Raw genomic sequence first — 20,574 nt, forward strand, 5'->3', positions numbered from 1 at the left:
TATGGTAGTCTTTAGAAGCGGAGCCTACACACTAAAAACAAGACCTGATATTATTGAGACAGAAAAAGAATTCAGGGACAATATGGACCTTTCCCAGGTAAACGGTGTACTTTTTAATGTGCTTGCATTGAAAAATTCTTCAGTACTTGCTGAATATGATGCCATGATGTGGAAGGAAAATCAGGTCTGGTTTGTGGAGTATAAGGATTCAGTAGGTGCAGTAAAACGCATGAATGCAAAACGAGCACAGCAGGTTTCTGATACTTCCAGAAATCTTGCCCGTATATTTGGTTTTGCAGAATACAATTTTACAATTGTTGTGAACGGACTGGAAGAAGAGACAATAAAAGGTGGAGCTACGGTCCTTCCACTTCGCGAGCTCAATGGTTTTGAACCGGAATATTATTCTGCCTATGTGGAGCTGGATTATATCAATAAACTGCTGGAAAAATACAGCAGAGATGATTATCAATCAGAGGTTTCTGGTGAAAAAGTTCTATCAGATTTGAATAAACTGAAAAATATGATTGAGCAAAATATATGATATTACATCATAACTATAACAGGATATTAACATGACACTTACTGGAAATTCCTATGCACTTGGTGCAGGTACCATTATTAACGCTATCGCTACATTAAAAGGTTCTGCTTTTGGTGTAGATTTGAAGACATATGCAAAGGTTGAATTGTCAGAGGACAGTGACATTATTCATGGAGAAATTGATGGTAATCCTGATGCTGATACTGCATTGATAGAAAGGGCAGTTGAGCTGGTTCTTCAACATTATGGGTATGATTATGGCGGAAATGTTGCTACAAAAAGTGAAATTCCGATTGCCAGTGGGCTAAAAAGTAGCAGTGCGGCTGCAAATGCAACAGTGCTTGCAACACTGGATGCAATCGGCGAAAGTATGGAACCTCTTGACGCCGTCAGAATAGGTGTTCAGGCAGCAAAAGATTCAGCCGTGACAATCACCGGTGCATTTGATGATGCTTGTGCGTCTTTTTTTGGAGGTATCGTGCTTACAGACAATGAAAAAATGGAACTTATCAAAAGAACTGAATGTAATAGTGATGTTCTGATTTTTGCACCAGATGAAAAGGGTTTTAGTTCCCATACCGATGTATCACGTTCAAAATTGGTTGCTGACTGGGTCAATATTGCCTATGAGCTTGCACTTGATGGGGATTACGGCCATGCAATGACATTGAACGGATTCCTGTACTGTGGAGCACTTGGATTTGATACCGAACTCATGATGCGTGCACTTGAGGTAGGTGTTGAAGATGTGAGTCTGTCAGGTACGGGTCCTGCATTTACTGCACTTGTTGAAAATAATAAAGTTGACGAACTTAAACAAACATGGGAAAATTGCAACATAAGCGGAAATGTGATAAAGACTAAAATCAATAATAAAGGTGCAGATTATAAATAATATTAATACAAAAACCAACGGTTGCATTATAGATGACAACGATTGAAGAAACAAGAGCAGAAATCCAGCAAATCGATAGTGAAATACTTGCACTTATAAAAAAGCGTGTGGACCTGGCAGAAAAAGTACTGGATGCAAAAAGAAATGAAAATCTATCCATAAATGATGAAGAACAAAACCGTGTAGTTATAAACCGGGCAATGGACGAGGCAACAGAACTCAACCTTGATACGGCAGCTGTAAAAAAGATATATGAAACTCTTATTCAAATGAGTATAGACAAACAGTACGAATTAAGTGGTAACGGAAACCTACCCTGATATTTAACAGACAAACTCTGATTTTAAAACTATCTGTAAAAACACAAGACTATTTTGGAGTGGAGAAACAATAATGGTAGATGTAGCGATAATTTCTGGTTCTGATTCAGATAAAGATATAGCAGAAAAAGCAACAAAGGTTCTTGACGAAACCGAATATAACTATGATGTACAGGTAATTTCAGCACATAGAAATCCTGATAAACTGGATGAATATGTCACATCAAGTGATGCAAAAGTTTTCATAACCATAGCCGGGCTTTCGGCAGCATTACCGGGCGTTGTTGCATCAAAAACAGAAAAACCGGTAATCGGTGTTCCGGTAAACGCTAAACTCGGTGGGCTGGATGCACTGCTCTCAACCGTTCAGATGCCTCCGGGTGTACCTGTAGCAACAGTTGGAATCGACAATGGGAAAAACGCAGCCAATCTTGCGATACGAATTTTGAATTTATTAAAATAACGTAGGGTTGGGTTAAACCAACCCTTCATATTATTTTTATTTAGTCCAAGCTTTTTTCTGTGTTATAACATCTCTGGCAAAACTTTTTGCCTTTTCTACTTTTGTCTCATCTGGTTGCCCTTTTCCAGCTGCAACCAGTTCTGCAAATTGATTCATTTGTGGGTCATCTGAATTTTGTAACATGTCCATGATTTCCTGAGAAACTTCTCCCTGACACTGGAAAACATCCACAATATTGGCTCCTTTTGCAGCTTCCTTGGATTTTGAAATCCAGTCTGAAACCTGTCCAAAGTCTTCAGGAGCACCATGAGTTATGAACAGGGCTATGTCTTTATTTTTGGTGTTATTGTTAAGGAATTTTTTGACCTCATCTGGAGCATTGAACTGATGGATGGGAAAACCGATAAATGCAAGGTCATATCCTTCAAGGTTGTCGACCTCTTTTATCTCTTTGATTTCTTTATCATCGTCGATTGTATCATAAATGGCATCTGCTATCTTTTTTGTATTACCGGTCTGTGTCATATAGGTTACTAATACTTTCATATAAGTCCCCCTTTATTTTATTTGTCAGGATGTTCACCCTGATGTTTTTAGTATAATGTTTCAACTGTTTTATATTTTACTATAACCAGTTGTATATAATTGCTTATATGTATGGATAAACATAGAAATTGTGAAACAATATTTAGTAACACTGGTTCTCTCTTGGGGATATCGTTTTTATGCAAGATTTTTATACTTTCAGGTAATATTTTAAAACATGGTCAACAGAACTAACATATTAATTACCGGTCTATTGTTATTGCTGATGTTTTTACTGCCAGTATCAATGGCAACTGCACAGAATGTTACAGAATCACAGGAACAGTCAGAAGATGAATTATACAATCATATCAAATCGAATATCTCTGTGTACAACCAGCATACAGAAATGGTTCCAGGATTTGTAAAATCACTGGTAGGAAATGAAGAAATACTTGTTTTGATAGAGAAAAACAACAATGATACACTTCTTATTAAAGCTGTAACAGAAAATGCAGAAATAACTCAATTCGATAAAATCGAAAACGAATCGCAGATGAATCCCACAGTAAAGGTAACAACAAATGAGGAAACAGTTCACAGCCTGATGAATTCAGATGACCCCATAGAAACCTTTAAACAGCTCCGTGAAGATGGAAAATTGGACATTGAACCTGTAGGAGTGACTAAGAAAGCGGTTTTTTGGGTATCTGAGCGAATTTTCAACCTGTTTGGTTGATTTTTTAAATATTTCCGCATTTTTAAACCTACATATACTATAACTATTCTATTTTTCAATTTTTAAAATTGTAATTACTGGTTAATATCTTTAATATTTGTCATTTTTATAATTACATTTTTTCGTATGGAGGCGTTAATATTTATAGGATTATAAACATCATTGAATTTAACATGATTAACCAATAATATAGGGGAGAAATATCATAATGAGTGTTGATTTTAATATCAAAGTAGGTGGAGAAGCAGGTCAGGGTCTGCAAACAATAGGACAAATCCTATCTAAGACATTTCTTAGAGGTGGATTCCATGTGTTTGGAACCCAGTTCTATCTTTCTCGGATACGGGGAGGGCACAACTATTATCAGGCAAGGATAAGTGATAATCCTATTAAAGCCATAACAGAAGACGTTAATCTGCTCATCGCCCTTGATAAAGCATCAATAGACAAGCATTTTGATGAATTATCTGGTGGTGTTGTGCTGGTTGATAAAGATAAAGTCAAAGTGGATAATGATGATAAATCCATATTCCATGTACCTTTTACCAAAATAGCAGAAGATGTGGGTGGAAAAATATATACCAATACAGTTGCAGTGGGGGCAGCTCTTGGCCTTTTATGTTATAATTTTGACATGTTAAAAGAAGTTCTTAATGATACCTTTTCCAAAAAAGGGGATGAGATTGTAAACAAAAACATCGAGGCTGCCAGCTCAGGTTATAATTATGCACAGGAAAATTATGAAGGTAAATGTCATTATGAATTAGAATCACCTGGTTCTTCACAGAAAAGGATGCTGATAACTGGTAATGAGGCAGTAGCTCTTGGTGCACTTGCTTCCGGTATCAAGTTTATATCTGCCTATCCAATGACTCCTTCTACAGGGGTTTTGAACTATATTGCTGCGAATGCAGACAGATTTGGAGTTGTTGCAGAGCAGGCAGAAGATGAAATATCAGCACTGAACATGTCGATCGGCGCTTCATTTGCAGGTGCACGTTCAATGGTCACTACATCAGGAGGGGGATTTTCACTCATGGTTGAGGCTGTTGGTCTCTCAGGGATAACCGAAACACCCGTTGTTATATTCCTGGGACAGAGACCAGGTCCTGCGACAGGACTTCCTACCATGACAGAACAGGGCGACCTGGAGTTTGTACTCCATGCGGCACAGGGTGAATTCCCAAGATGTGTGTTTGCACCTAAAACACCAGAAGATGCTTTTTATCTTACATCAAAAGCATTCAACATGGCTGATAAATATCAGACACCTGCCTTTATCATGAGTGACCAGTATCTTGCGGATTCCGAATTTACCTGCGAAAAATTCGATGCATCAAAAATTTCAATTGAACGTCATTTGCTAACAGAAAGTAATGAGGCAGAACAGGATAAAGAGTACAAACGCTACAAATTCACATCTTCAGGTATATCTCCCAGAGCATTACCAGGACAGTTCAGTTCGCTTGTTGTGGCAGACAGTGATGAACATGATGAATACGGACATATAGACCAGACCATAGACAACCGGATAAAAATAAATGAGAAACGTCTCAACAAACTAGAAGGGCTTAAAATGGAAATGTCAGAACCTGAAATCTACGGTTCTGATTCTGCAGATATAACTCTTATAGGGTGGGGATCTACTTATGGAACACTAACAGAGACTGTAGATATTCTCAGGAATAAAGGGGTAGATATAAACCTTGTACAATTTAATGAAGTCTATCCGTTACCTGAATCTGTAAAAAACATCCTTAATAAAGCCTGTTCATCAGACCTGATATGTGTTGAAAACAATGCAACAGGTCAGTTTTCCAGAGTTTTGAAAGTAGAAACTGGAGTATCAGTAACCGGCCACGTGTTAAAATACGATGGTAAACCGTTTACACCGAGATATATTATCCATGAACTTGAAAGCAAGGGAGTTTTACAATGACAACTAAAGATGATTATAAAAATGAAGTGGAGATTGAATGGTGTCCTGGGTGCGGGAATTTTGGAATCCTCACATCAGTAAAAAATGCGTTGTCTGAACTTGATATCCCGCCTCACAAGGTTCTTATGGTTTCCGGAATAGGGCAATCGGGTAAACTCCCTCATTATCTAAGATGCAATGTATTCAATGGTCTTCATGGGCGCACGCTCCCAACAGCAACAGGTGCGAAAATTTCCAATCATGACCTCAATGTTATAGCTGTTGGCGGAGACGGTGATATGTACGGTGAAGGGGGAAATCACTTTGTTCATGCAATAAGAAGGAATCCCGATATAACTGTAATTGTCCACGACAACCAGATATATGGTCTGACAAAAGGTCAGGCATCACCTACCAGTGATATAGGTATGAAAACAAAGGTTCAAAAGCATGGAGTGATGCATACACCTTTCAATTCACTGGCAACTGCAATATCTCTGGACTGTACATTTGTTAGCAGGGGATTTGCAGGTGATGTCAAGCATCTTTCAGGACTTATCAAACAGGCGATAGAACATAAAGGTCTCTCTCTGGTTGATATCCTACAGCCGTGTGTGACATTTAATAGATTGAATACATTCAAATGGTACAAAGAAAGAGTTTATAAGCTAGAGGAAACCGGTTACAAACCTGATGATAAAACGAGGGCTTTTGAAAAATCCATGGAATGGGGGGATAACATCCCTATCGGGGTCTTTTACAGGAAGGATGATAAACCAACCTTTGAAGACAAACTGCCGGTGCTTGATTCAGCACCTCTTATAAACCTGGGAACAGATCCATCGATGGTTGATGAATTAATGGAAGAATTCATGTCAGCTACTAACCGCTAAAGCGGTTAGCTTGTCCTTCCCTCTTAACTAATAGAAGCTAATCGGAGGACATCAGGAAGGCTGACAGCTCCCCTTATACGTTTTAATAACTGTTTTCCTCTGGACAATATAATGTTGAAGTTTCAGTATTATAATCCCATAGGTGCCTTAAACGTTTATATTACGATATAAGTTATATACGTTTAAAAACATTTTTGGGTAATAGATGTTATTTTTGATTCATTAATGGTTTTTTTAGTTTGGACGCATTCCTCACTCTTTAACCGAAGTTTAAAGATATCTTTTAAACAACTTCAATCAATGGTTTAAGTTTAACTCTAAATTTTCAATTTAGAGTGTTTTGATTTAAAGAAAACATTTAAAACTGTTGGCTTCCTGCTCTATTTCTCGTGAAAATGTGAATCTACTCCTTCTTTCAGTTTTTATGCCTGCCGCAAAGCACAACCAGTTCTTCAAAAAAGTATCTGTTCCTGCAGACAATATTAACTTCGAACCCCCTTGATTCCATCATCTGTTCAATGTATTCTGTACCTGAAAGCGATGAAACCAGCAGCATGATTATTCCTTCTGGTTTAAGATAATCACAAACATTGTTCAAAAAATCCCTTATCGCATCACACCCATCGACACCACCATCATATGAATAATTCATCCATCCGGGTACTTTTTCATCATCATTGGTAGGTAGGTAAGGAGGATTGAACAGAATAAAATCAAAACATGGATAAGGTTTTAAACCATCGAACATATCAGTCCGCACTACTTCCACACCGTTTGACCTTGCACATCTTGCAGCATGTGGATTTATTTCGGTTGTGATGATATTTATATTAAAATTGGTTTTAAGTACAGCGGATACAAACCCTGAGCCTGTGCCGATTTCCAGGACATTCATACCATTCCTGATAAAATTAAAAGCTGAATCAGTTAAAAGGAATGTATCTTCAGCAGGTTCATATACATTATCTGCAAATTGTACATGGGTATTTTTGTATCGTATTTTTGCCATGATTTTAACTATTTTCTGTTTTGAATTTGAAAAGCTGGTTTGCGATGTAGGCAAGTTCTGAAGGTTCCAGATTTTCAGCACGTTTATTCATGTATTCATTTGGTAATGTATTAATGATTTCTTTTATATTGTTGATGCCCAGTTTGTTGTTGGTATTCAGGATAGCGTTTCTTAATTTTTTTCGCCTCTGTCCGAATACAGCTGTAACAAACGTCAGGAAAAAATCCTCATCAACAACTTCAAAGGAAGCGGGTCTTGGAATCAGTTTGACTACAGCGGATTTAACTTCTGGAGCGGGTTTGAATGCAGAACGGGGGACTTTCATGATAATAGAAGCATCAGCAAAAAAATTGGTTGTAACAGTCAACCTGCTGTAATCCTTGGTATTTTTCGGTGATATCATCCGTCTGGCAAACTCGTACTGGTACATCAATATTCCAAGTTCAAAATCATGTTTTAAAAGCTTAAAAGTGATGTGTGAGGATATCGAATAGGGCAGGTTTGCAACTACTTTGTTAAATACGGGTAGTTCAACATCAAGTATGTCCCCTTCTATTATCTCTACATTATCGTAGTCTGCAAACCGCTCTCTTAAAATAGCACATAGGTACGGGTCGAGTTCTACAGCGATGAGCTTTCCAACCCATCCTGCGATTTTTACTGTAAGGTTACCTATCCCTGCACCGATTTCAAGCACAGTGTCATCTTCATTTAATTCTGCAGAATCCACAATCTTGTTAAGGAAGTGTTCATCGACCAGAAAATGCTGGTCATGATCTCCTCCTGTAATTCCATATTCATCTAATATAGATTCAACCACGTTAAATCACTGGTTTAGATTATTCTTCCTTCTTTTTTGGATGATGCGGTTCGGCCGTAAATAACCGATATTTGATGTTGTCATCCTTCAATTCTTCTTCGATTCGTTTGGCAATAATTTTTGTTGGGTTGTGTACACCATTAACTCTCTTGTGTATATCCTCGAAATTCTTGAAATTGCCTTTTTTCTTTTCATCAATTATTGCCCACATGAGCTTTTTACCAATGCCTGGAAGAAGTTCAAGCATGTGAAGTCTGGTGGTTATAGGGTGGGCGTCATTGAAAAATTTGACAAACCTGTCTTCCTGTTCGTGGACTGTTTTTTCAAGTACATAGGGAAGTTCAAGTTGTGCACCATGGCTTAATTCGTCATAACTTATTCTGTGTTTTACATGGTCAACAAATTTTCGTTCACCATCACCTATATAAACACGGGACTGTATTTCTGGGGAAACTCCCTCTTTAGGAACCATTTCCATTAAAACAAAATATCTATCACCCACACCCTGTAAAAGAGGTTTCTTTTGGTGAGTGGGTCTGGTGTCCTTAGGGTTTCCATAGGGTAGATAATCAAGTACCCATGCGTAATCTTCTTTTTGTTTCGGTTTTCCCCTTTTTTTCATTATATACCCACCGGTAACTCTGCATTCTATATATGCCACTCGTTATACAAATGTGTTGCAAGTATAGTGTGAGTGATTCTTATATAACTTTATTCCAAAGTTTCACTTATTGTATTTAGAATTTCATCAAGTTCCTGCTCTGATAAAGTGTATCTCTCTTTTGAATATATAGCTCTTAATTCATCTTTTGTCTCGGGAAGGATATCAGCTATTTTGACAGCTATCTCTGGTTTTATTTTTTCTAGTCCCATTAAGTTATTTACCAGTTCCCTTGATTTTTCTGCGCTTATTTTTGAGAAAATTTCAGCATGATTTATGGATTTTCGCAATTCATATCCAAGTTCTTCCCCTCGGTCACTGCGTTCTTCCATTATTTTATTGAGGCTTTCTTTTACTTCAGCCAGCGTCATTAACTCTTCTTCCAGGACTTCCTTGACTATCATTGAGATACACTCTTTTAAAATTTAAATTGGGATAGATTTTATGTGATACAGTTTAATAAAGACCAGATTAGTAACCTATAAGATAAATATATCTATGGATACAAAAAGGTATTATTTACAGTAGTAAATAATTTTTAATTTTGTTTCTGCGGTTTAAGGTGCTCCGGGAGGGATATAACTTCTTTTAATGAATTCATATCTCTTACCTGTAAAAGGTACGCTCTTCCACGCTGGCCTATTACTTTACCGGTTTTACCCTGGAATTTTGGATTTGGCATTCCTTTTTGAACACTTGGGTCTATATCGATGTGTACCATCTGGCCTTCTTCGAATTTCTGGATTGCTTTGCTAACTGGAGAAAGTCCTCTTTCACGTACGTTTTTTTTCAGTTTACTCCTTGTGCAGCATCTTTCACCTTCTGATTTTGGCATAATTGTCCTCCTATTTATAAATTAACTTTGATCACATCAAGTTCTGTAACTTCTGCCTGTGTACCAATTATATCTGAAAGATTTGGTTCAGTACGCCCTTCGTCACCAGAAATCAGTTCCTTAACGTAGAGCCCACCTTCACAGTTTACGGTGATTATTGCATGATTATGGGTTAAATCGGATAATTCGATATTATGCACATGACGTTTTCGAATCAAATCGCCTCGCCTGTGTGAAACACGCTGGGGTGTTCTCTGTTCAATATCTACTCCACTAAGAGTGTTAATGGCTGATTTAAGTTTTTCCTCTGAAACCGGCTCATTGAATGTAACTTTAAGTTTATAAACTTTATCCGCCTTTGATGATTTCAGTGTTTCGATCACATCCCTGGACACTGATTTTAATTCATTCACTTCCACTTTTCCCTCGGCAAAGTTGTTGATGTCTTCTTGCAGCCTGTTTATATCAAAATGGCGATATATAGGTCTGACAGCCTCGATAACAAAGGGTCTCCCATCGCCAAGCATAAGAGCATCGATGTCTTCACGGCCAGAGCCGTGGAATTTTGTATCAATACAATGAAGTGTTTTTTGAACCTGGTCGCTAATAATTTCGTCAACTGATTCTTCATATTGTTTGCCTGTGAACCCGCACACCTCACATCCTTTTCCTCTGCACTTGCGGCAGGGCCACCTTGTTTGGGGAATGCCTCGAACCAGTTTACGGTAGCGTCCGTATATATAAACAGACCGTACCTCAAGCAATACATCTTCTTTAGTGAGGTCAAGCATCACCACTATATCCGGATTTTCAAAATCAACTTCTTTTCCTGTTATGGCATTGATACGTTTCCCGATTTCACGATTTAGTTCTGATTTTAATTGTTCGGCATAGACTGTCCCTGATTCGGTCCACAATATTTCTTCATTTTCACTTAATAACCCACTCATACTGGTACCAACAAGGAAATTATCGTATTCAAAGGCTTCCATTTCTGATACAGCGCGCTCTGCCCACCATTCCAGATTATCAAACAGTCCAAGACAGACCCAGCAGGTTTCATCCTCCGGTTCGATATCTGTTAGTTTCCTGGCTATTGGATTGCTTGGTGATAGTTCCTTTAATAGGCTGTCATCATTATCATCTTTGAATATTCTGTCCCCTTCCATGGTAAGATATATTTTGATGGATCTTCCACGTTCATAATTCCCCAGACATGTTGACAGTTTTGCAAACTGTCTCCCAAGGCAGTGGTTGCAGATGGGTCCTTCCTGAATTATTTTTCTGGCAATTTCTGTGATATTCATTGGGGTCACTTAAAATAATTGATTAGAGATGTTGTAACTACTGTACCGGTTGTAGGATACAACACGAATGTTTATTTCTCAAGTGCTCTGTCTAGTTCGTTGTTCAGGATGAGTATGCAGTGGTCAGCATGTATTGAATGCGGTGATACTGAAATCAGTTTTGCATTGGTGTTTAATATTATTTCTTCCTCTTCATCAGTAACTCCTAAATGGTCTCCCAGAATGAACACGGCATCGTTTAATGAGCCTGCAATCTCTCTTATGTCTTCTCCACCTTCACGCAGATACGCAAGAGTTCTGCTTTCATTTTTAAATCCATCGAGCAATGTTTTAAGGTTTCCCTTGCGTATCCATACACCAGGTGTAGATTGGGTTTCAACATCACTGACATTTTTTTCCAGTGCCTTTTTTATTAATGCGCCGCTACTTCTTTCATCAGGGTTAAGATGTTTTATATTTTCACCATTGAAACGTATAATTTTTCCTGGCTCTGGTTGCCCTAGTAGCAGGAGATGTACCTGGACATCAGTTCGAATATCATGGGATAGAAAGAAAGCAGAGTTTATGCATCTGCATAAGATGTCCATTCGTCCTGCGGAGCCTGGTAAATCATTAAGTGAAAAATCGCTTGATGTTGATGCTTTATGACCTATTACTATGAAATCTCGCATGGGTATCCTCACTAAGCCAGTTCTCAGGTTCGTTTTTATACACTTTATGTTTTATTTGTTTGCAGTAACGTATATTTTATATTTAAAACTGATTGCTTAACAGTTTTTTATTATGAAGAAGGAGCAACAGGGGTACATGAAAGCCAACAGTTTCTAACTGTTGGATAAAACTTCTCCGTTGGTTAGTGTTTTTTAACCATATATTTTTTAACGTAGTTGATTATATTTAGATATTTGCAAAAACAATGCTTTCAGTGTATAATTGCTTTGAGCAAGTTGCCTGATTAAGACATTGTTTAATTCAACCAATTGTTTGTGTATCATCAAATTCCATCAGGTATTGTTTGGTGTCGAACACAAACAATGCGATACAGACAGAGATGTATCATACGGGATTACTGGCGCCCAGCAAGTGGCAACATCAAGATGGATGGTGGCCACAGAACTCAATGGATTAATTCTTTGGTGTACGTCAGATGTCTACTTCCCAGATTGCCAGAATTTTGTCTGTTGCTATATATGTGTCTCCTTCTTCTATTATTTCCCATTTACTTGGACTTATATCTTGTTTGGTAAGGGTCTGGGGAAGCACATGCTTATATCCGGTTTCTTTTATATCCCATTTCAGGGTGGTTACCCCGTCAGAGCAATCAACTATTGTACCCCTAAAAAAATCAGGACCTCCACAATGTATATCTACTTTTTTGTTCATAAGGTTAGTTTTTATAAAGGATTCCGTGGTTATCCCTCCTTAATTATAGGATTGTATGTTAGTTTTATAAATTTCTGTTTAAATGGAAAAATCCAATAAATACAATGAGTAACTATATCATATACAAAATAAGGGGTATTTTATGGGTGAACTGTTAACACTCAATAACAGGGTCTCTGGAATCACTGACTCAGGTAACAGGGACCATAACGAAGACAATTGTCTGATGCTAAAAATCGATGATGCATATCTTTTAGCGGTGGCAGACGGACTTGGAGGTCATGCTGCAGGGGATATAGCATCAGGTATTGCTGTCATGAAACTGGAAGAGTTTTTTAAAGAGCAATATTCAAATGAAATGGATAATGAGCAGATTAAGGACCTTCTTCGCGATTGCCATGAACGAATCCATGATGCAATAATTCAGGCATCTGTCGGAGATAAACAGGGGATGGGGACAACACTTGTATCAGCTTTTGTAAAAAATAACAGAGCAATTATAGCAAATACCGGTGATAGTAGATCTACTGTGGTAGCTGCGGGTACAAAATTTAAGACAAAAGACCATTCAATGGTGCAAAAACTTCTTGACAGAGGTATGATTGATGATGAAACAGCCAGATACCATCCCATGAGCCATATAGTAACTCATTCAATGGGAAACGAATTTGATGTTGATCTGTACGAGACAACGATTGATGAGGGTGAAATTCTTGTCTTAAGTAGTGATGGTTTGCATGACCATGTTGATAAATCGGTTATAGTTAAAAGTGTAACCTATCAGAAACCATCTGAAATAGTTCGGTATCTGTATAATGAAGCTCTTGTGACCACAACAGATAATGTTACCATAGTGGTATATAAACCCTGAAAATTACTAAAAATCTACTTAAACTGTTTGATACTATGGTCTTATAAACTATGAATTTTTAACTTTCTAATTAGATTGAAGAACACTGAATCTCATAAGGAATGTATAAAAATAAAGGGAGTTTAACAATGCGAATACTTGCAATTACTGACCTGCATGGGAATTATTCGAAAATAATACCACTGCTGCAAAAATCAGGAGAAATAGACCTAGTGTTAATAGCCGGAGACCTTACAAATTTTGGACCTGATGAAAAAGCTGAAAAACTGATAGATATGTTTGAATCTCCAGTACTGGCAATTCCTGGTAACTGTGACCCCAAATCACTTCTTGACGTGCTTGAGAGGCGAGATATAAACCTTCATAATTCATCCCGAACTATAGGTGATGTAACATTTATCGGCCTTGGAGGTTCCAACCCTACACCGTTCAATACACCATTTGAGCTTGAAGAAGATGAGATTGAATCCAATCTGGAGACACTGATAAATGAAGCAGAAAAAACTGATAATGTTTCTGTACTTCTCACACATGCACCACCCCACTGCACACTGGATGAAGTACCGGCAGGAAATGTCGGTTGCAGGTCAATTGCGAAATTCATGGACAGGATGGACCTGATTGTATGCGGTCATATCCATGAGGCAAGGGGCGTAATGGAATTCGGAAAATCAATTGTAGTTAATCCCGGAATGGGTTCTGATGGCTATGGTGCATTGATTGATATTAATGTTGATGAAACTCCGAAAATAGATGTTCAACTTATAAAAGCTTAAATATAACAATCAGGGGGATATATTACCACGGAATTGATACCGGAACTGGCTATTGACCCTAAGCTGCTGGATTTTCTTCAGAAACTAATCCTTTCATTATTAATAGGAATTCTTGTGGGTATTGAGCGTGAGCACCGTAGGAAGTATCGTGAGGTATTTGCAGGAGTTAGAACATTTGCCATAACTTGTATAACCGGTATGCTTGCTAAATATGTGGCGGATATTATCGGTTTTGAATTTTTGCTTATTACTACTGCTTTTTTTGCACTGCTCTGCCTTCTGGTTGCTTACGCAAAAAACGTGCTTTTCAGCCAGTATGGTTTTACCAGTCCGATAGCACTTTTCAGTACCTATATACTGGGAATACTGGTTGCTGAAGAGTATTTCCTTTTTGCAATAGTAGGGGCAGTAGTTATTACCTTTTTATTGATAGAGAAAAAACCACTTCATTCTTTTGCAGAAAACCTTTCAGAGGATGAGATTTTAAATGCAGTACAGTTCCTGGCAGTGGTATTTATTTTGTATCCACTTGTTCCCGATCAGTTAATATTTGGTGTACTGAATCTAAAATCCGCAATTTTAATTATTGTACTAGTCTCAACTATTAGTTTTGTAAGCTATGTATCCCTGAAAAAATTCGGACATGGGGGTGTTTATTATTCAGGTCTTTTAAGTGGATTTGTAAACAGTGAAGCATCTGCAGGAGCATTTGCTTCGATAGCAGTGCATAGACCTGCTTTTCTGGATGCCAGTTATATAGGTATCCTGTTGTCCAATACAGCAATGCTTGTAAGGAACCTTATAATAGCGGTTATAGTAGACCCCAGCGGAAGAACAGCATTATTGATGTTACCACCTCAACTGGCTATAATTGGTGTATCTTCTTTTACTGCACTGTCCAGAAGAAAAAACATCAAACCTGTAGATGAAAATTTGAAATTGAGTTCTCCTTTTGCATTGGGTCCCGCTTTCAAATTCGGAGCTGGTTTTACAATACTGCTTATAATAGCTAAATTTGCAAATGATATCGCAGGAACAACCGGTATATATGCAACTGCAATAGGTGGACTTGTTAGCAGTGCAGCGGTAACTGTTTCTGTGACAACACTTGCTGTAAATGGCGGGATATCATTTGCAACAGCAGCAGAAACCGCTGTAATAGCAAGTATTATCAGTACATTGAACAAAACTGTACTTATCAATCTATCAGGAGCCAGAAAATTATTTGAAATTTCCAAGAATACGTATGCATTACTGGTAATTGTGGGTATTACGGCGCTTATTATCTGGGGTTTTTATCTTCGAACATCAAATTTTTCGTTCTAATATATAGGAGTAGTTGATGTATAGTAATAACATAAAATTCAGACCGGTCTGTTTTGATTCAATGGGGGCAAAGTCGACATGTACACTGGTAACAACACCTGACACTAGTTTGATAATTGATCCAGGTGCTGCAATCATGCACAAGACGTATCCTATATCAGATTCTGCCAAATTGAATTATCTTGAACAGGCTAAAAAAAGTGTTATGAATGCAGCAAAGGATGTAGAACATGTTGTTATTAGTCACTATCACTACGACCATCTGTTGGTTGATGATAAATCAGAGTGCATTTACAAAGATAAAGATATCTGGATAAAAGACCCCAATCAATGGATTAATTTTTCACAATGGGACCGTTCACGCAAATTCCTGAAATGGCTGGGCAAAATTGAAAACAAACGGATACAGTATACAAGACCCCTGAAAACTACTTTTAAAGACCCGATAGATGAACTCCCGATTTTAAGGAGTAAATATTATGATTACAACCAGGACTTCAATGAAGCGATTTTAAGTGGTCAAAAACGTTTTTTAAAAATGAGTAATCAGTGGGCAAGAACTCATTGGATAAATTTAAAAACAGGAGCAATCCATTTTGCGGATGGTAAAGGTTTTCAAAAGGGGGATACAAAAGTGAGGTTCAGTGAACCTTTATTCCACGGTGTTGAATATTCCAGAACAGGATGGATAATATCTACAATTGTTGAGTCCAATGGTGCCAAGTTGTTCTATTCCTCTGATTTACAGGGTCCGGTTATAGAGGATTATGCACAATGGATAATCAATGAAAACCCTGATATATTAATTCTTGACGGACCTGCAACATATCTTCTTGGATACATGCTAAGTAACAAAGACCTAGAACGAAGTATCGATAATGCGGTAAATATAATTGAAAACTGTAACCTTGATGTAATGATATATGACCACCACCTCCTCCGTGACCCATCTTATAAGGAACACACATCCAGGGTATGGGAGACTGCCAAAGAAAGGGGAATATCTTTACTAACAGCGGCTGAATATAATGGTGATGTACCGGTGTTGGAGAAGCCTGGGGCACATACTTAATCAATAAAGTTATTAAAGTTAAAAATCATTTATTATGTAGTGATAGTATGAAACCAAAAATTATTGTTATTTTACTGGTTATAGCATCGCTTTTGTTTGTGGGGTGTGTTGAAAATGGAGTTGTACCGGATGATAATGAAACACCTGATGATAATGAAACAGATGACAACAAAACCCTGGATGATAATATAACAGATGACAACAAAACCCTGGATGATAATATAACAGCTCCTGATGACAATGGGACAGAGGTCAATGTAACACCAGGTGACAATAAAACCGGAAATGAAACACCAGCAGATTCAGAATCATTTTTGATAAGAATACGAAGTTATGCGTTTATCCCTTCAAAACTTGATATTACTGAAGGAGATACAATAATCTGGCAGAATATGAATGACCCTAAAAGATCGTTTACTATAGTGAGCGAGGATAGGTTATGGGAAAATACTACAATTACTTACAGGCAGTCATTTAGGTATACATTCAATGATACTGGTACATACAATTTCAGTACCAGAGCATTCCCACAGAGGATGAAGGGGACCATTACAGTAAAATAAAACCTGGTATTGAATGATTCCAGATGAATTACAGAGCTGTTACAGAAGGATCAACAAAAGTACTGGTTCCGGAACTATCACAGGACGCATCATTCCCACCATCTTCTGCCGCTGTTTTTTATAATCCTGAAATGGAACTGAACCGGGATATTACAGTTGTTGCAAATGCAGTTTTTGGACACAGGTTATCAAAAAAATACGATTTAAATCCTTCTGATATTACCTATGTGGATGCACTTGCTGCATCAGGTATCCGGGGTACTAGGGTAGCAAATGAAACAGGACTGTGTACAACATTAAATGACTGGAATAGTGATGCATACAATTTAATTTTACAAAATATTGAACTAAACAATATTCCTGGTGCAATAACAGCTTTCCACAAAAATGCCAATGTCCTGTTGTTTGAAAACAGGTACAATATAGTTGATCTTGATCCCTTTGGGACACCGGTTCCTTATCTAGAATCTGCAATTTATTCTGCCAAAAATTTACTTGAAATCACTGCTACCGACACTGCACCTTTATGTGGAGCACATCTTAAGTCCGGAATCAGAAAGTATTCCTCCGTTCCTTTAAATAATGAATATCACAGCGAGATGGGAGTACGAATACTTCTTGGAAAGGTAGTGCGTGAGTTTGCAAAATATGATAAAGCAATGGTTCCGCTTCTATCACATGCGACAAGGCATTATGTACGTACCTATTTACAGATTAGAAAAGGTGCAAAGAGGGCGGATAAAACTCTTGAATACATGGGTTTTATATCCCACTGCAATAAATGCAGTTTCAGAAAAGTTGTATACGGATTGGCTGTTAATATTGACAACATGTGTCCGATATGTGGAAACACTACAGTTATTGGAGGACCACTCTGGTTGGGTCCGCTCCATGATCCTGGATTCTGTGATGAAATCCTGCAGGAACTGGATAAATATCATTTGAATCAGAAGGAAAAAGCCAGAAAGATAATTACTCTTTGCAGGGATGAACTCGAATACCCTACCTATTATGATCTCCACCGTATCTGCAAACTACTGGGAGTTTCTGCGATATCCATGAATCAGATAATAGGTTTGCTTGTAGATAATGGATACCGTGCTTCAAAAACCCATTTTGGCGGCACTTCTTTTAAAACCGATGCAGGGATTGATATAATTAATGATATTGTACTCTCCTCTTTTAAATAACTTATAGAAAATAATATATAATAAATTATATAATACAACTATGAAATAGAATTTTTAAAAATAATCCAGGAGTTCATTATGGCTGAAAAACATGCAGAAAATCTGTTTTTACAGGAGAAACCTACACTGGCTTTGCTTGCTATATGGTCTTTTGAAAAAACCTATGCATCTGTAATTACAAAGGAAATTAATTCCACCTTCGCTCACACAACTAAAATCCTCTCCAAAATGGAAGACCACGGACTTGTGCAATTTAAAATGGATGGACGTGTAAAGTACGTGGAGCTTACTGATCAGGGTGTGGAAGTTGTAAACGCATTAAAAAATTTAATACTTAAACTTGAAGGCGAAACTGAACAGGAAACTGCTAACAGCAATCTATCAAATGCATTCCAGGACAACTCACAAACTGAAATAGGCAGCAATCCAGAAAATCAGACCATAAACAAAAAACTCGTTAACCTGCGTCTTAAAATAGAGAGTATCTACGAAGAATTAACCAACAACAATGAAGACATTGATGCCATAGCCCGCAAGCTGGGACCGTTTAAAAGGGATATCAAAAAACTTGAAGAGCAGATAGAATCATCCCAGTACCCTGTGGATGATATGGCAATCATTACATTAAATGATACACGTGAGCGTCTAAACAATATTGTCAATCAGGGTCAATGAAAGGGTTATCATGAGGTATATAACACTGCTTCTTCATGTATATAGAAATACTGAACGTGCACTTCATTCAATAAAGGATATGATATATAATGATCTGGAAGAACTTGATGCATCTGTTAAGGTTTCAGCTATTCCTGAAGGCTGGGTTCAGGTTGAGATTACCGGTGAGGACGAGGAATTTTCTGCAAATTATCTTTTGAGTAAATATGGTCATCCGGTTGAAGAAGTCAAGTCCGGTAACGAGTATAGGGGATATATCCAGTCGATTGAAGATGATGAAATAATTGTTAATGTAGGTGTTGAATTATCTGTGCCAAAAGACCATCTAAAACCGCTTGGTACAGGTAATGTAAAACAGATTGCATCCAGGTTTGGTATTATTCCATATCTTCCGGTGTCGGTTGATGTTACAGAAAATTCTGAAAATCCAAAGGCTCGTTTTACTAAAAAACAAATAGACCTCTGGTGGAACTGGAAAAAATCCAGTACAGATAGAGTTATTGCCAACTCAGCAACCCGTTCAGAATTAAAATCTGCGGTTAAAAAGAAAGGACACGGTAAGGATATATATGGAATTGAGCGTCTTGGCGTGATGGAACATGCAATTGTTTGCCGTGAGAATACCGATGGACCGGGTATAGTAGCAGAAATAGGAAAACTTTTAAAATCCGATCTTGGTGTTGTTGTGGGAGATGGTTGATTTTGTTATTTTATAATAATGGAAGGTAGAAAACCCTTATGTCTTTGGCATTGCATCAAATCGTAGATTTAATGCGAGTTTCATTTCTTTGAAATGAAACAAAGAGATGAACACCGTCTAATCTTTATGTCAACCTTGACTGCGTATATATTCTGTAATTGTTTTTTTGCTCAAGTTCCCTTTTGTAAAGCAGAAGTATCCATTACTCCATAGAGTATTTTCCTTTCAGTAATACATTTTAAGATGTCTGTTTTACCATTTTGTAGGTACAGTGGTCATAACCGTTGCCACAGCATTTAGTTTCTTCTATTATACATTCAATACCTGTATTGCCTGCAATAATGCCTTCTAAAAGACCAGCGCTGAATGAACATAACTTTTTATCCATATTGGGCATGGAATGACATTCAAAACAATTATCAACAATGATGACAGGCGGATTTGTGTCATCTATCTTTACATTTCCCAGACCGTTTTTGCTCCAGAATACAGTTATTTCATCCAGCAGTTCTTCTAAACTTTCCGATTTAAAATTGCTAGATATACTTGCACCAATGTCTTTGCCTATTTTTTTTATAGCGGGTTCATAGTCAACACCATGGGACTCGAATCCAAAACGTAATGCTTGGAAAATGTATCTTAAAAACCGATGTCCATCGGGTAGAGATGAGTCAATCATCTGCAAAACATTATTGTAGTGTTTAACAAGGGGTTGCTATGAGGAAGCAATTAGTTGACAATTTAAATAATAAACTTTTTTACGTTTATCATGGTTATCGGGTGTTTCTTTTATAAGTTCACACTTTCGCAAATCATTCAGGTGCACAGATGTTGTGGATTTTGCTTTATCTGTGTGCTTTACAATCTCATCAAACGATTTGGGACCTGATTCCAGTAGTTCCAGAATTTTAATTTTTACCGGAGCATTTAAAGCAATAAACCCGTTACCATTGGAAAAGAGGGTAGTACGGTTCCCATGATTCATCGTAATAATAAATAATTTGCACTCTATATAAAAGTTCGCAATTGACCGAATAATGTATTTGTGAACTACCGCTGAGCTAAAGACTCAGCGGCTTCGAGAGAAGT

The 20,574-nt window shown here is 37.5% G+C and carries 26 protein-coding genes and 1 pseudogene; 15 read left to right on the forward strand and 12 right to left on the reverse strand.

What is annotated here, in order from left to right:
* Position 1: 1 nt before the first annotated feature.
* The 4 genes from ACLFMM_RS01605 to purE all read left to right on the forward strand — a co-directional run bounded on the left by ACLFMM_RS01605 (position 2) and on the right by purE (position 2,222).
* Positions 2 to 544, forward strand: a complete 543-nt coding sequence (locus tag ACLFMM_RS01605; protein ID WP_410806966.1) for a hypothetical protein — start codon at positions 2 to 4, stop codon at positions 542 to 544.
* A gap of 31 nt (positions 545 to 575) precedes the next feature.
* The gene (locus ACLFMM_RS01610; RefSeq protein WP_410806967.1) at positions 576 to 1,439 is read left to right on the forward strand and encodes a shikimate kinase; all 864 of its coding nucleotides are present in this window, start codon (positions 576 to 578) and stop codon (positions 1,437 to 1,439) included.
* Positions 1,440 to 1,471: 32 nt separating this feature from the next.
* Positions 1,472 to 1,759, forward strand: coding sequence for a chorismate mutase (locus ACLFMM_RS01615; protein WP_410806968.1), 288 nt, complete (start codon positions 1,472 to 1,474; stop codon positions 1,757 to 1,759).
* A 73-nt stretch (positions 1,760 to 1,832) separates the two neighbouring features.
* Positions 1,833 to 2,222, forward strand: a complete 390-nt coding sequence (gene purE / locus ACLFMM_RS01620; RefSeq protein WP_410806969.1) for a 5-(carboxyamino)imidazole ribonucleotide mutase — start codon at positions 1,833 to 1,835, stop codon at positions 2,220 to 2,222.
* 36 nt (positions 2,223 to 2,258) lie between these two features.
* Here the strand turns inward: purE and ACLFMM_RS01625 are convergent, their stop codons facing one another.
* The gene (locus ACLFMM_RS01625) at positions 2,259 to 2,768 is read right to left on the reverse strand and encodes a flavodoxin family protein (RefSeq protein WP_410806970.1); all 510 of its coding nucleotides are present in this window, start codon (positions 2,766 to 2,768) and stop codon (positions 2,259 to 2,261) included.
* Between the two features lie 217 nt (positions 2,769 to 2,985).
* Here ACLFMM_RS01625 and ACLFMM_RS01630 point away from each other — a divergent pair, with 217 nt between their 5' ends.
* The 3 genes from ACLFMM_RS01630 to ACLFMM_RS01640 all read left to right on the forward strand — a co-directional run bounded on the left by ACLFMM_RS01630 (position 2,986) and on the right by ACLFMM_RS01640 (position 6,297).
* On the forward strand, positions 2,986 to 3,486 hold the full coding sequence (locus ACLFMM_RS01630; RefSeq protein WP_410806971.1) for a hypothetical protein: 501 nt from the start codon (positions 2,986 to 2,988) through the stop codon (positions 3,484 to 3,486).
* Positions 3,487 to 3,694: 208 nt separating this feature from the next.
* Positions 3,695 to 5,425: a 2-oxoacid:acceptor oxidoreductase subunit alpha gene (locus ACLFMM_RS01635; RefSeq protein WP_410806972.1), complete on the forward strand. Its 1,731-nt coding sequence runs from the start codon at positions 3,695 to 3,697 to the stop codon at positions 5,423 to 5,425.
* Entirely contained in the window at positions 5,422 to 6,297 is an 876-nt protein-coding gene (locus ACLFMM_RS01640; protein WP_410806973.1) for a 2-oxoacid:ferredoxin oxidoreductase subunit beta, read from the forward strand. Before ACLFMM_RS01635 ends, ACLFMM_RS01640 begins: the two co-directional genes overlap by 4 nt.
* A 415-nt stretch (positions 6,298 to 6,712) precedes the next feature.
* Here ACLFMM_RS01640 and ACLFMM_RS01645 read toward each other — a convergent pair whose 3' ends face one another.
* From ACLFMM_RS01645 to ACLFMM_RS01680, 8 genes are all read right to left on the reverse strand, one after another.
* Positions 6,713 to 7,306, reverse strand: a complete 594-nt coding sequence (locus ACLFMM_RS01645; protein WP_410806974.1) for a HemK2/MTQ2 family protein methyltransferase — start codon at positions 7,304 to 7,306, stop codon at positions 6,713 to 6,715.
* Between the two features lie 4 nt (positions 7,307 to 7,310).
* On the reverse strand, positions 7,311 to 8,126 hold the full coding sequence (rsmA, locus tag ACLFMM_RS01650; protein WP_410806975.1) for a 16S rRNA (adenine(1518)-N(6)/adenine(1519)-N(6))-dimethyltransferase RsmA: 816 nt from the start codon (positions 8,124 to 8,126) through the stop codon (positions 7,311 to 7,313).
* A gap of 19 nt (positions 8,127 to 8,145) precedes the next feature.
* Entirely contained in the window at positions 8,146 to 8,748 is a 603-nt protein-coding gene (locus ACLFMM_RS01655; protein ID WP_410806976.1) for a DUF655 domain-containing protein, read from the reverse strand.
* An 89-nt stretch (positions 8,749 to 8,837) separates the two neighbouring features.
* Positions 8,838 to 9,191 carry an RNA polymerase Rpb4 family protein gene (locus tag ACLFMM_RS01660; protein WP_410806977.1) on the reverse strand — a complete coding sequence of 118 codons (354 nt, stop codon included), beginning with the start codon at positions 9,189 to 9,191 and terminating at the stop codon, positions 8,838 to 8,840.
* Positions 9,192 to 9,325: 134 nt separating this feature from the next.
* A complete protein-coding gene (locus ACLFMM_RS01665) occupies positions 9,326 to 9,622 on the reverse strand; it encodes a 50S ribosomal protein L21e (protein WP_410806978.1) in 297 nt (98 codons plus the stop codon).
* Between the two features lie 14 nt (positions 9,623 to 9,636).
* Positions 9,637 to 10,929, reverse strand: a complete 1,293-nt coding sequence (locus tag ACLFMM_RS01670; RefSeq protein WP_410806979.1) for a tRNA pseudouridine(54/55) synthase Pus10 — start codon at positions 10,927 to 10,929, stop codon at positions 9,637 to 9,639.
* Between the two features lie 71 nt (positions 10,930 to 11,000).
* A complete protein-coding gene (trmY, locus tag ACLFMM_RS01675) occupies positions 11,001 to 11,600 on the reverse strand; it encodes a tRNA (pseudouridine(54)-N(1))-methyltransferase TrmY (protein WP_410806980.1) in 600 nt (199 codons plus the stop codon).
* Positions 11,601 to 12,072: 472 nt separating this feature from the next.
* Entirely contained in the window at positions 12,073 to 12,345 is a 273-nt protein-coding gene (locus tag ACLFMM_RS01680; protein ID WP_410806992.1) for an MM0924 family protein, read from the reverse strand.
* A gap of 109 nt (positions 12,346 to 12,454) precedes the next feature.
* On the opposite strand from ACLFMM_RS01680, the gene ACLFMM_RS01685 reads away from it, so the two are divergent.
* From ACLFMM_RS01685 to ACLFMM_RS01720, 8 genes are all read left to right on the forward strand, one after another.
* On the forward strand, positions 12,455 to 13,183 hold the full coding sequence (locus ACLFMM_RS01685; RefSeq protein ID WP_410806981.1) for a PP2C family protein-serine/threonine phosphatase: 729 nt from the start codon (positions 12,455 to 12,457) through the stop codon (positions 13,181 to 13,183).
* 128 nt (positions 13,184 to 13,311) lie between these two features.
* On the forward strand, positions 13,312 to 13,959 hold the full coding sequence (locus tag ACLFMM_RS01690) for a metallophosphoesterase family protein (protein ID WP_410806982.1): 648 nt from the start codon (positions 13,312 to 13,314) through the stop codon (positions 13,957 to 13,959).
* Positions 13,960 to 13,992: 33 nt separating this feature from the next.
* Positions 13,993 to 15,285 carry an MgtC/SapB family protein gene (locus ACLFMM_RS01695; protein ID WP_410806983.1) on the forward strand — a complete coding sequence of 431 codons (1,293 nt, stop codon included), beginning with the start codon at positions 13,993 to 13,995 and terminating at the stop codon, positions 15,283 to 15,285.
* A gap of 16 nt (positions 15,286 to 15,301) precedes the next feature.
* A complete protein-coding gene (locus tag ACLFMM_RS01700; RefSeq protein WP_410806984.1) occupies positions 15,302 to 16,357 on the forward strand; it encodes an MBL fold metallo-hydrolase in 1,056 nt (351 codons plus the stop codon).
* Positions 16,358 to 16,404: 47 nt separating this feature from the next.
* Positions 16,405 to 16,920, forward strand: a complete 516-nt coding sequence (locus ACLFMM_RS01705; RefSeq protein ID WP_410806985.1) for a cupredoxin domain-containing protein — start codon at positions 16,405 to 16,407, stop codon at positions 16,918 to 16,920.
* A gap of 23 nt (positions 16,921 to 16,943) precedes the next feature.
* Positions 16,944 to 18,110 (forward strand): tRNA (guanine(10)-N(2))-dimethyltransferase, encoded by a 1,167-nt coding sequence (locus tag ACLFMM_RS01710; RefSeq protein WP_410806986.1) that lies wholly within the window; start codon positions 16,944 to 16,946, stop codon positions 18,108 to 18,110.
* Positions 18,111 to 18,188: 78 nt separating this feature from the next.
* Complete coding sequence (locus tag ACLFMM_RS01715) at positions 18,189 to 18,785, forward strand: MarR family transcriptional regulator (RefSeq protein WP_410806987.1); 597 nt, start codon at positions 18,189 to 18,191, stop codon at positions 18,783 to 18,785.
* Between the two features lie 10 nt (positions 18,786 to 18,795).
* Complete coding sequence (locus ACLFMM_RS01720; protein ID WP_410806988.1) at positions 18,796 to 19,485, forward strand: DUF2110 family protein; 690 nt, start codon at positions 18,796 to 18,798, stop codon at positions 19,483 to 19,485.
* Between the two features lie 129 nt (positions 19,486 to 19,614).
* Here the strand turns inward: ACLFMM_RS01720 and ACLFMM_RS01725 are convergent.
* From ACLFMM_RS01725 to ACLFMM_RS01735, 3 genes and pseudogenes are all read right to left on the reverse strand, one after another.
* Positions 19,615 to 19,692 (reverse strand): annotated as a pseudogene (locus ACLFMM_RS01725) (IS200/IS605 family transposase); the annotation flags it as partial.
* 31 nt (positions 19,693 to 19,723) lie between these two features.
* The gene (locus tag ACLFMM_RS01730) at positions 19,724 to 20,164 is read right to left on the reverse strand and encodes a V4R domain-containing protein (protein ID WP_410806989.1); all 441 of its coding nucleotides are present in this window, start codon (positions 20,162 to 20,164) and stop codon (positions 19,724 to 19,726) included.
* A 36-nt stretch (positions 20,165 to 20,200) separates the two neighbouring features.
* Entirely contained in the window at positions 20,201 to 20,470 is a 270-nt protein-coding gene (locus ACLFMM_RS01735; protein ID WP_410806990.1) for a winged helix-turn-helix domain-containing protein, read from the reverse strand.
* Positions 20,471 to 20,574 lie beyond the last annotated feature (104 nt).

It is taken from the genome of Methanohalobium sp., from assembly GCF_046546175.1.
GTDB lineage: Archaea > Halobacteriota > Methanosarcinia > Methanosarcinales > Methanosarcinaceae > Methanohalobium.

What these genes read in the sequence shown, in the direction of transcription:
- ACLFMM_RS01605 (WP_410806966.1), top strand. Translation starts at nt 2, where the DNA reads ATGGTAGTCTTTAGAAGCGGAGCCTACACACTAAAAACAAGACCTGAT.
- ACLFMM_RS01610 (WP_410806967.1), top strand. Translation starts at nt 576, where the DNA reads ATGACACTTACTGGAAATTCCTATGCACTTGGTGCAGGTACCATTATT.
- ACLFMM_RS01615 (WP_410806968.1), top strand. Translation starts at nt 1,472, where the DNA reads ATGACAACGATTGAAGAAACAAGAGCAGAAATCCAGCAAATCGATAGT.
- purE (WP_410806969.1), top strand. Translation starts at nt 1,833, where the DNA reads ATGGTAGATGTAGCGATAATTTCTGGTTCTGATTCAGATAAAGATATA.
- ACLFMM_RS01625 (WP_410806970.1), bottom strand. Translation starts at nt 2,768, where the DNA reads ATGAAAGTATTAGTAACCTATATGACACAGACCGGTAATACAAAAAAG.
- ACLFMM_RS01630 (WP_410806971.1), top strand. Translation starts at nt 2,986, where the DNA reads ATGGTCAACAGAACTAACATATTAATTACCGGTCTATTGTTATTGCTG.
- ACLFMM_RS01635 (WP_410806972.1), top strand. Translation starts at nt 3,695, where the DNA reads ATGAGTGTTGATTTTAATATCAAAGTAGGTGGAGAAGCAGGTCAGGGT.
- ACLFMM_RS01640 (WP_410806973.1), top strand. Translation starts at nt 5,422, where the DNA reads ATGACAACTAAAGATGATTATAAAAATGAAGTGGAGATTGAATGGTGT.
- ACLFMM_RS01645 (WP_410806974.1), bottom strand. Translation starts at nt 7,306, where the DNA reads ATGGCAAAAATACGATACAAAAATACCCATGTACAATTTGCAGATAAT.
- ACLFMM_RS01655 (WP_410806976.1), bottom strand. Translation starts at nt 8,748, where the DNA reads ATGAAAAAAAGGGGAAAACCGAAACAAAAAGAAGATTACGCATGGGTA.
- ACLFMM_RS01660 (WP_410806977.1), bottom strand. Translation starts at nt 9,191, where the DNA reads ATGATAGTCAAGGAAGTCCTGGAAGAAGAGTTAATGACGCTGGCTGAA.
- ACLFMM_RS01665 (WP_410806978.1), bottom strand. Translation starts at nt 9,622, where the DNA reads ATGCCAAAATCAGAAGGTGAAAGATGCTGCACAAGGAGTAAACTGAAA.
- ACLFMM_RS01670 (WP_410806979.1), bottom strand. Translation starts at nt 10,929, where the DNA reads ATGAATATCACAGAAATTGCCAGAAAAATAATTCAGGAAGGACCCATC.
- trmY (WP_410806980.1), bottom strand. Translation starts at nt 11,600, where the DNA reads ATGCGAGATTTCATAGTAATAGGTCATAAAGCATCAACATCAAGCGAT.
- ACLFMM_RS01685 (WP_410806981.1), top strand. Translation starts at nt 12,455, where the DNA reads ATGGGTGAACTGTTAACACTCAATAACAGGGTCTCTGGAATCACTGAC.
- ACLFMM_RS01690 (WP_410806982.1), top strand. Translation starts at nt 13,312, where the DNA reads ATGCGAATACTTGCAATTACTGACCTGCATGGGAATTATTCGAAAATA.
- ACLFMM_RS01700 (WP_410806984.1), top strand. Translation starts at nt 15,302, where the DNA reads ATGTATAGTAATAACATAAAATTCAGACCGGTCTGTTTTGATTCAATG.
- ACLFMM_RS01705 (WP_410806985.1), top strand. Translation starts at nt 16,405, where the DNA reads ATGAAACCAAAAATTATTGTTATTTTACTGGTTATAGCATCGCTTTTG.
- ACLFMM_RS01710 (WP_410806986.1), top strand. Translation starts at nt 16,944, where the DNA reads ATGAATTACAGAGCTGTTACAGAAGGATCAACAAAAGTACTGGTTCCG.
- ACLFMM_RS01715 (WP_410806987.1), top strand. Translation starts at nt 18,189, where the DNA reads ATGGCTGAAAAACATGCAGAAAATCTGTTTTTACAGGAGAAACCTACA.
- ACLFMM_RS01720 (WP_410806988.1), top strand. Translation starts at nt 18,796, where the DNA reads ATGAGGTATATAACACTGCTTCTTCATGTATATAGAAATACTGAACGT.
- ACLFMM_RS01730 (WP_410806989.1), bottom strand. Translation starts at nt 20,164, where the DNA reads ATGATTGACTCATCTCTACCCGATGGACATCGGTTTTTAAGATACATT.
- ACLFMM_RS01735 (WP_410806990.1), bottom strand. Translation starts at nt 20,470, where the DNA reads ATGAATCATGGGAACCGTACTACCCTCTTTTCCAATGGTAACGGGTTT.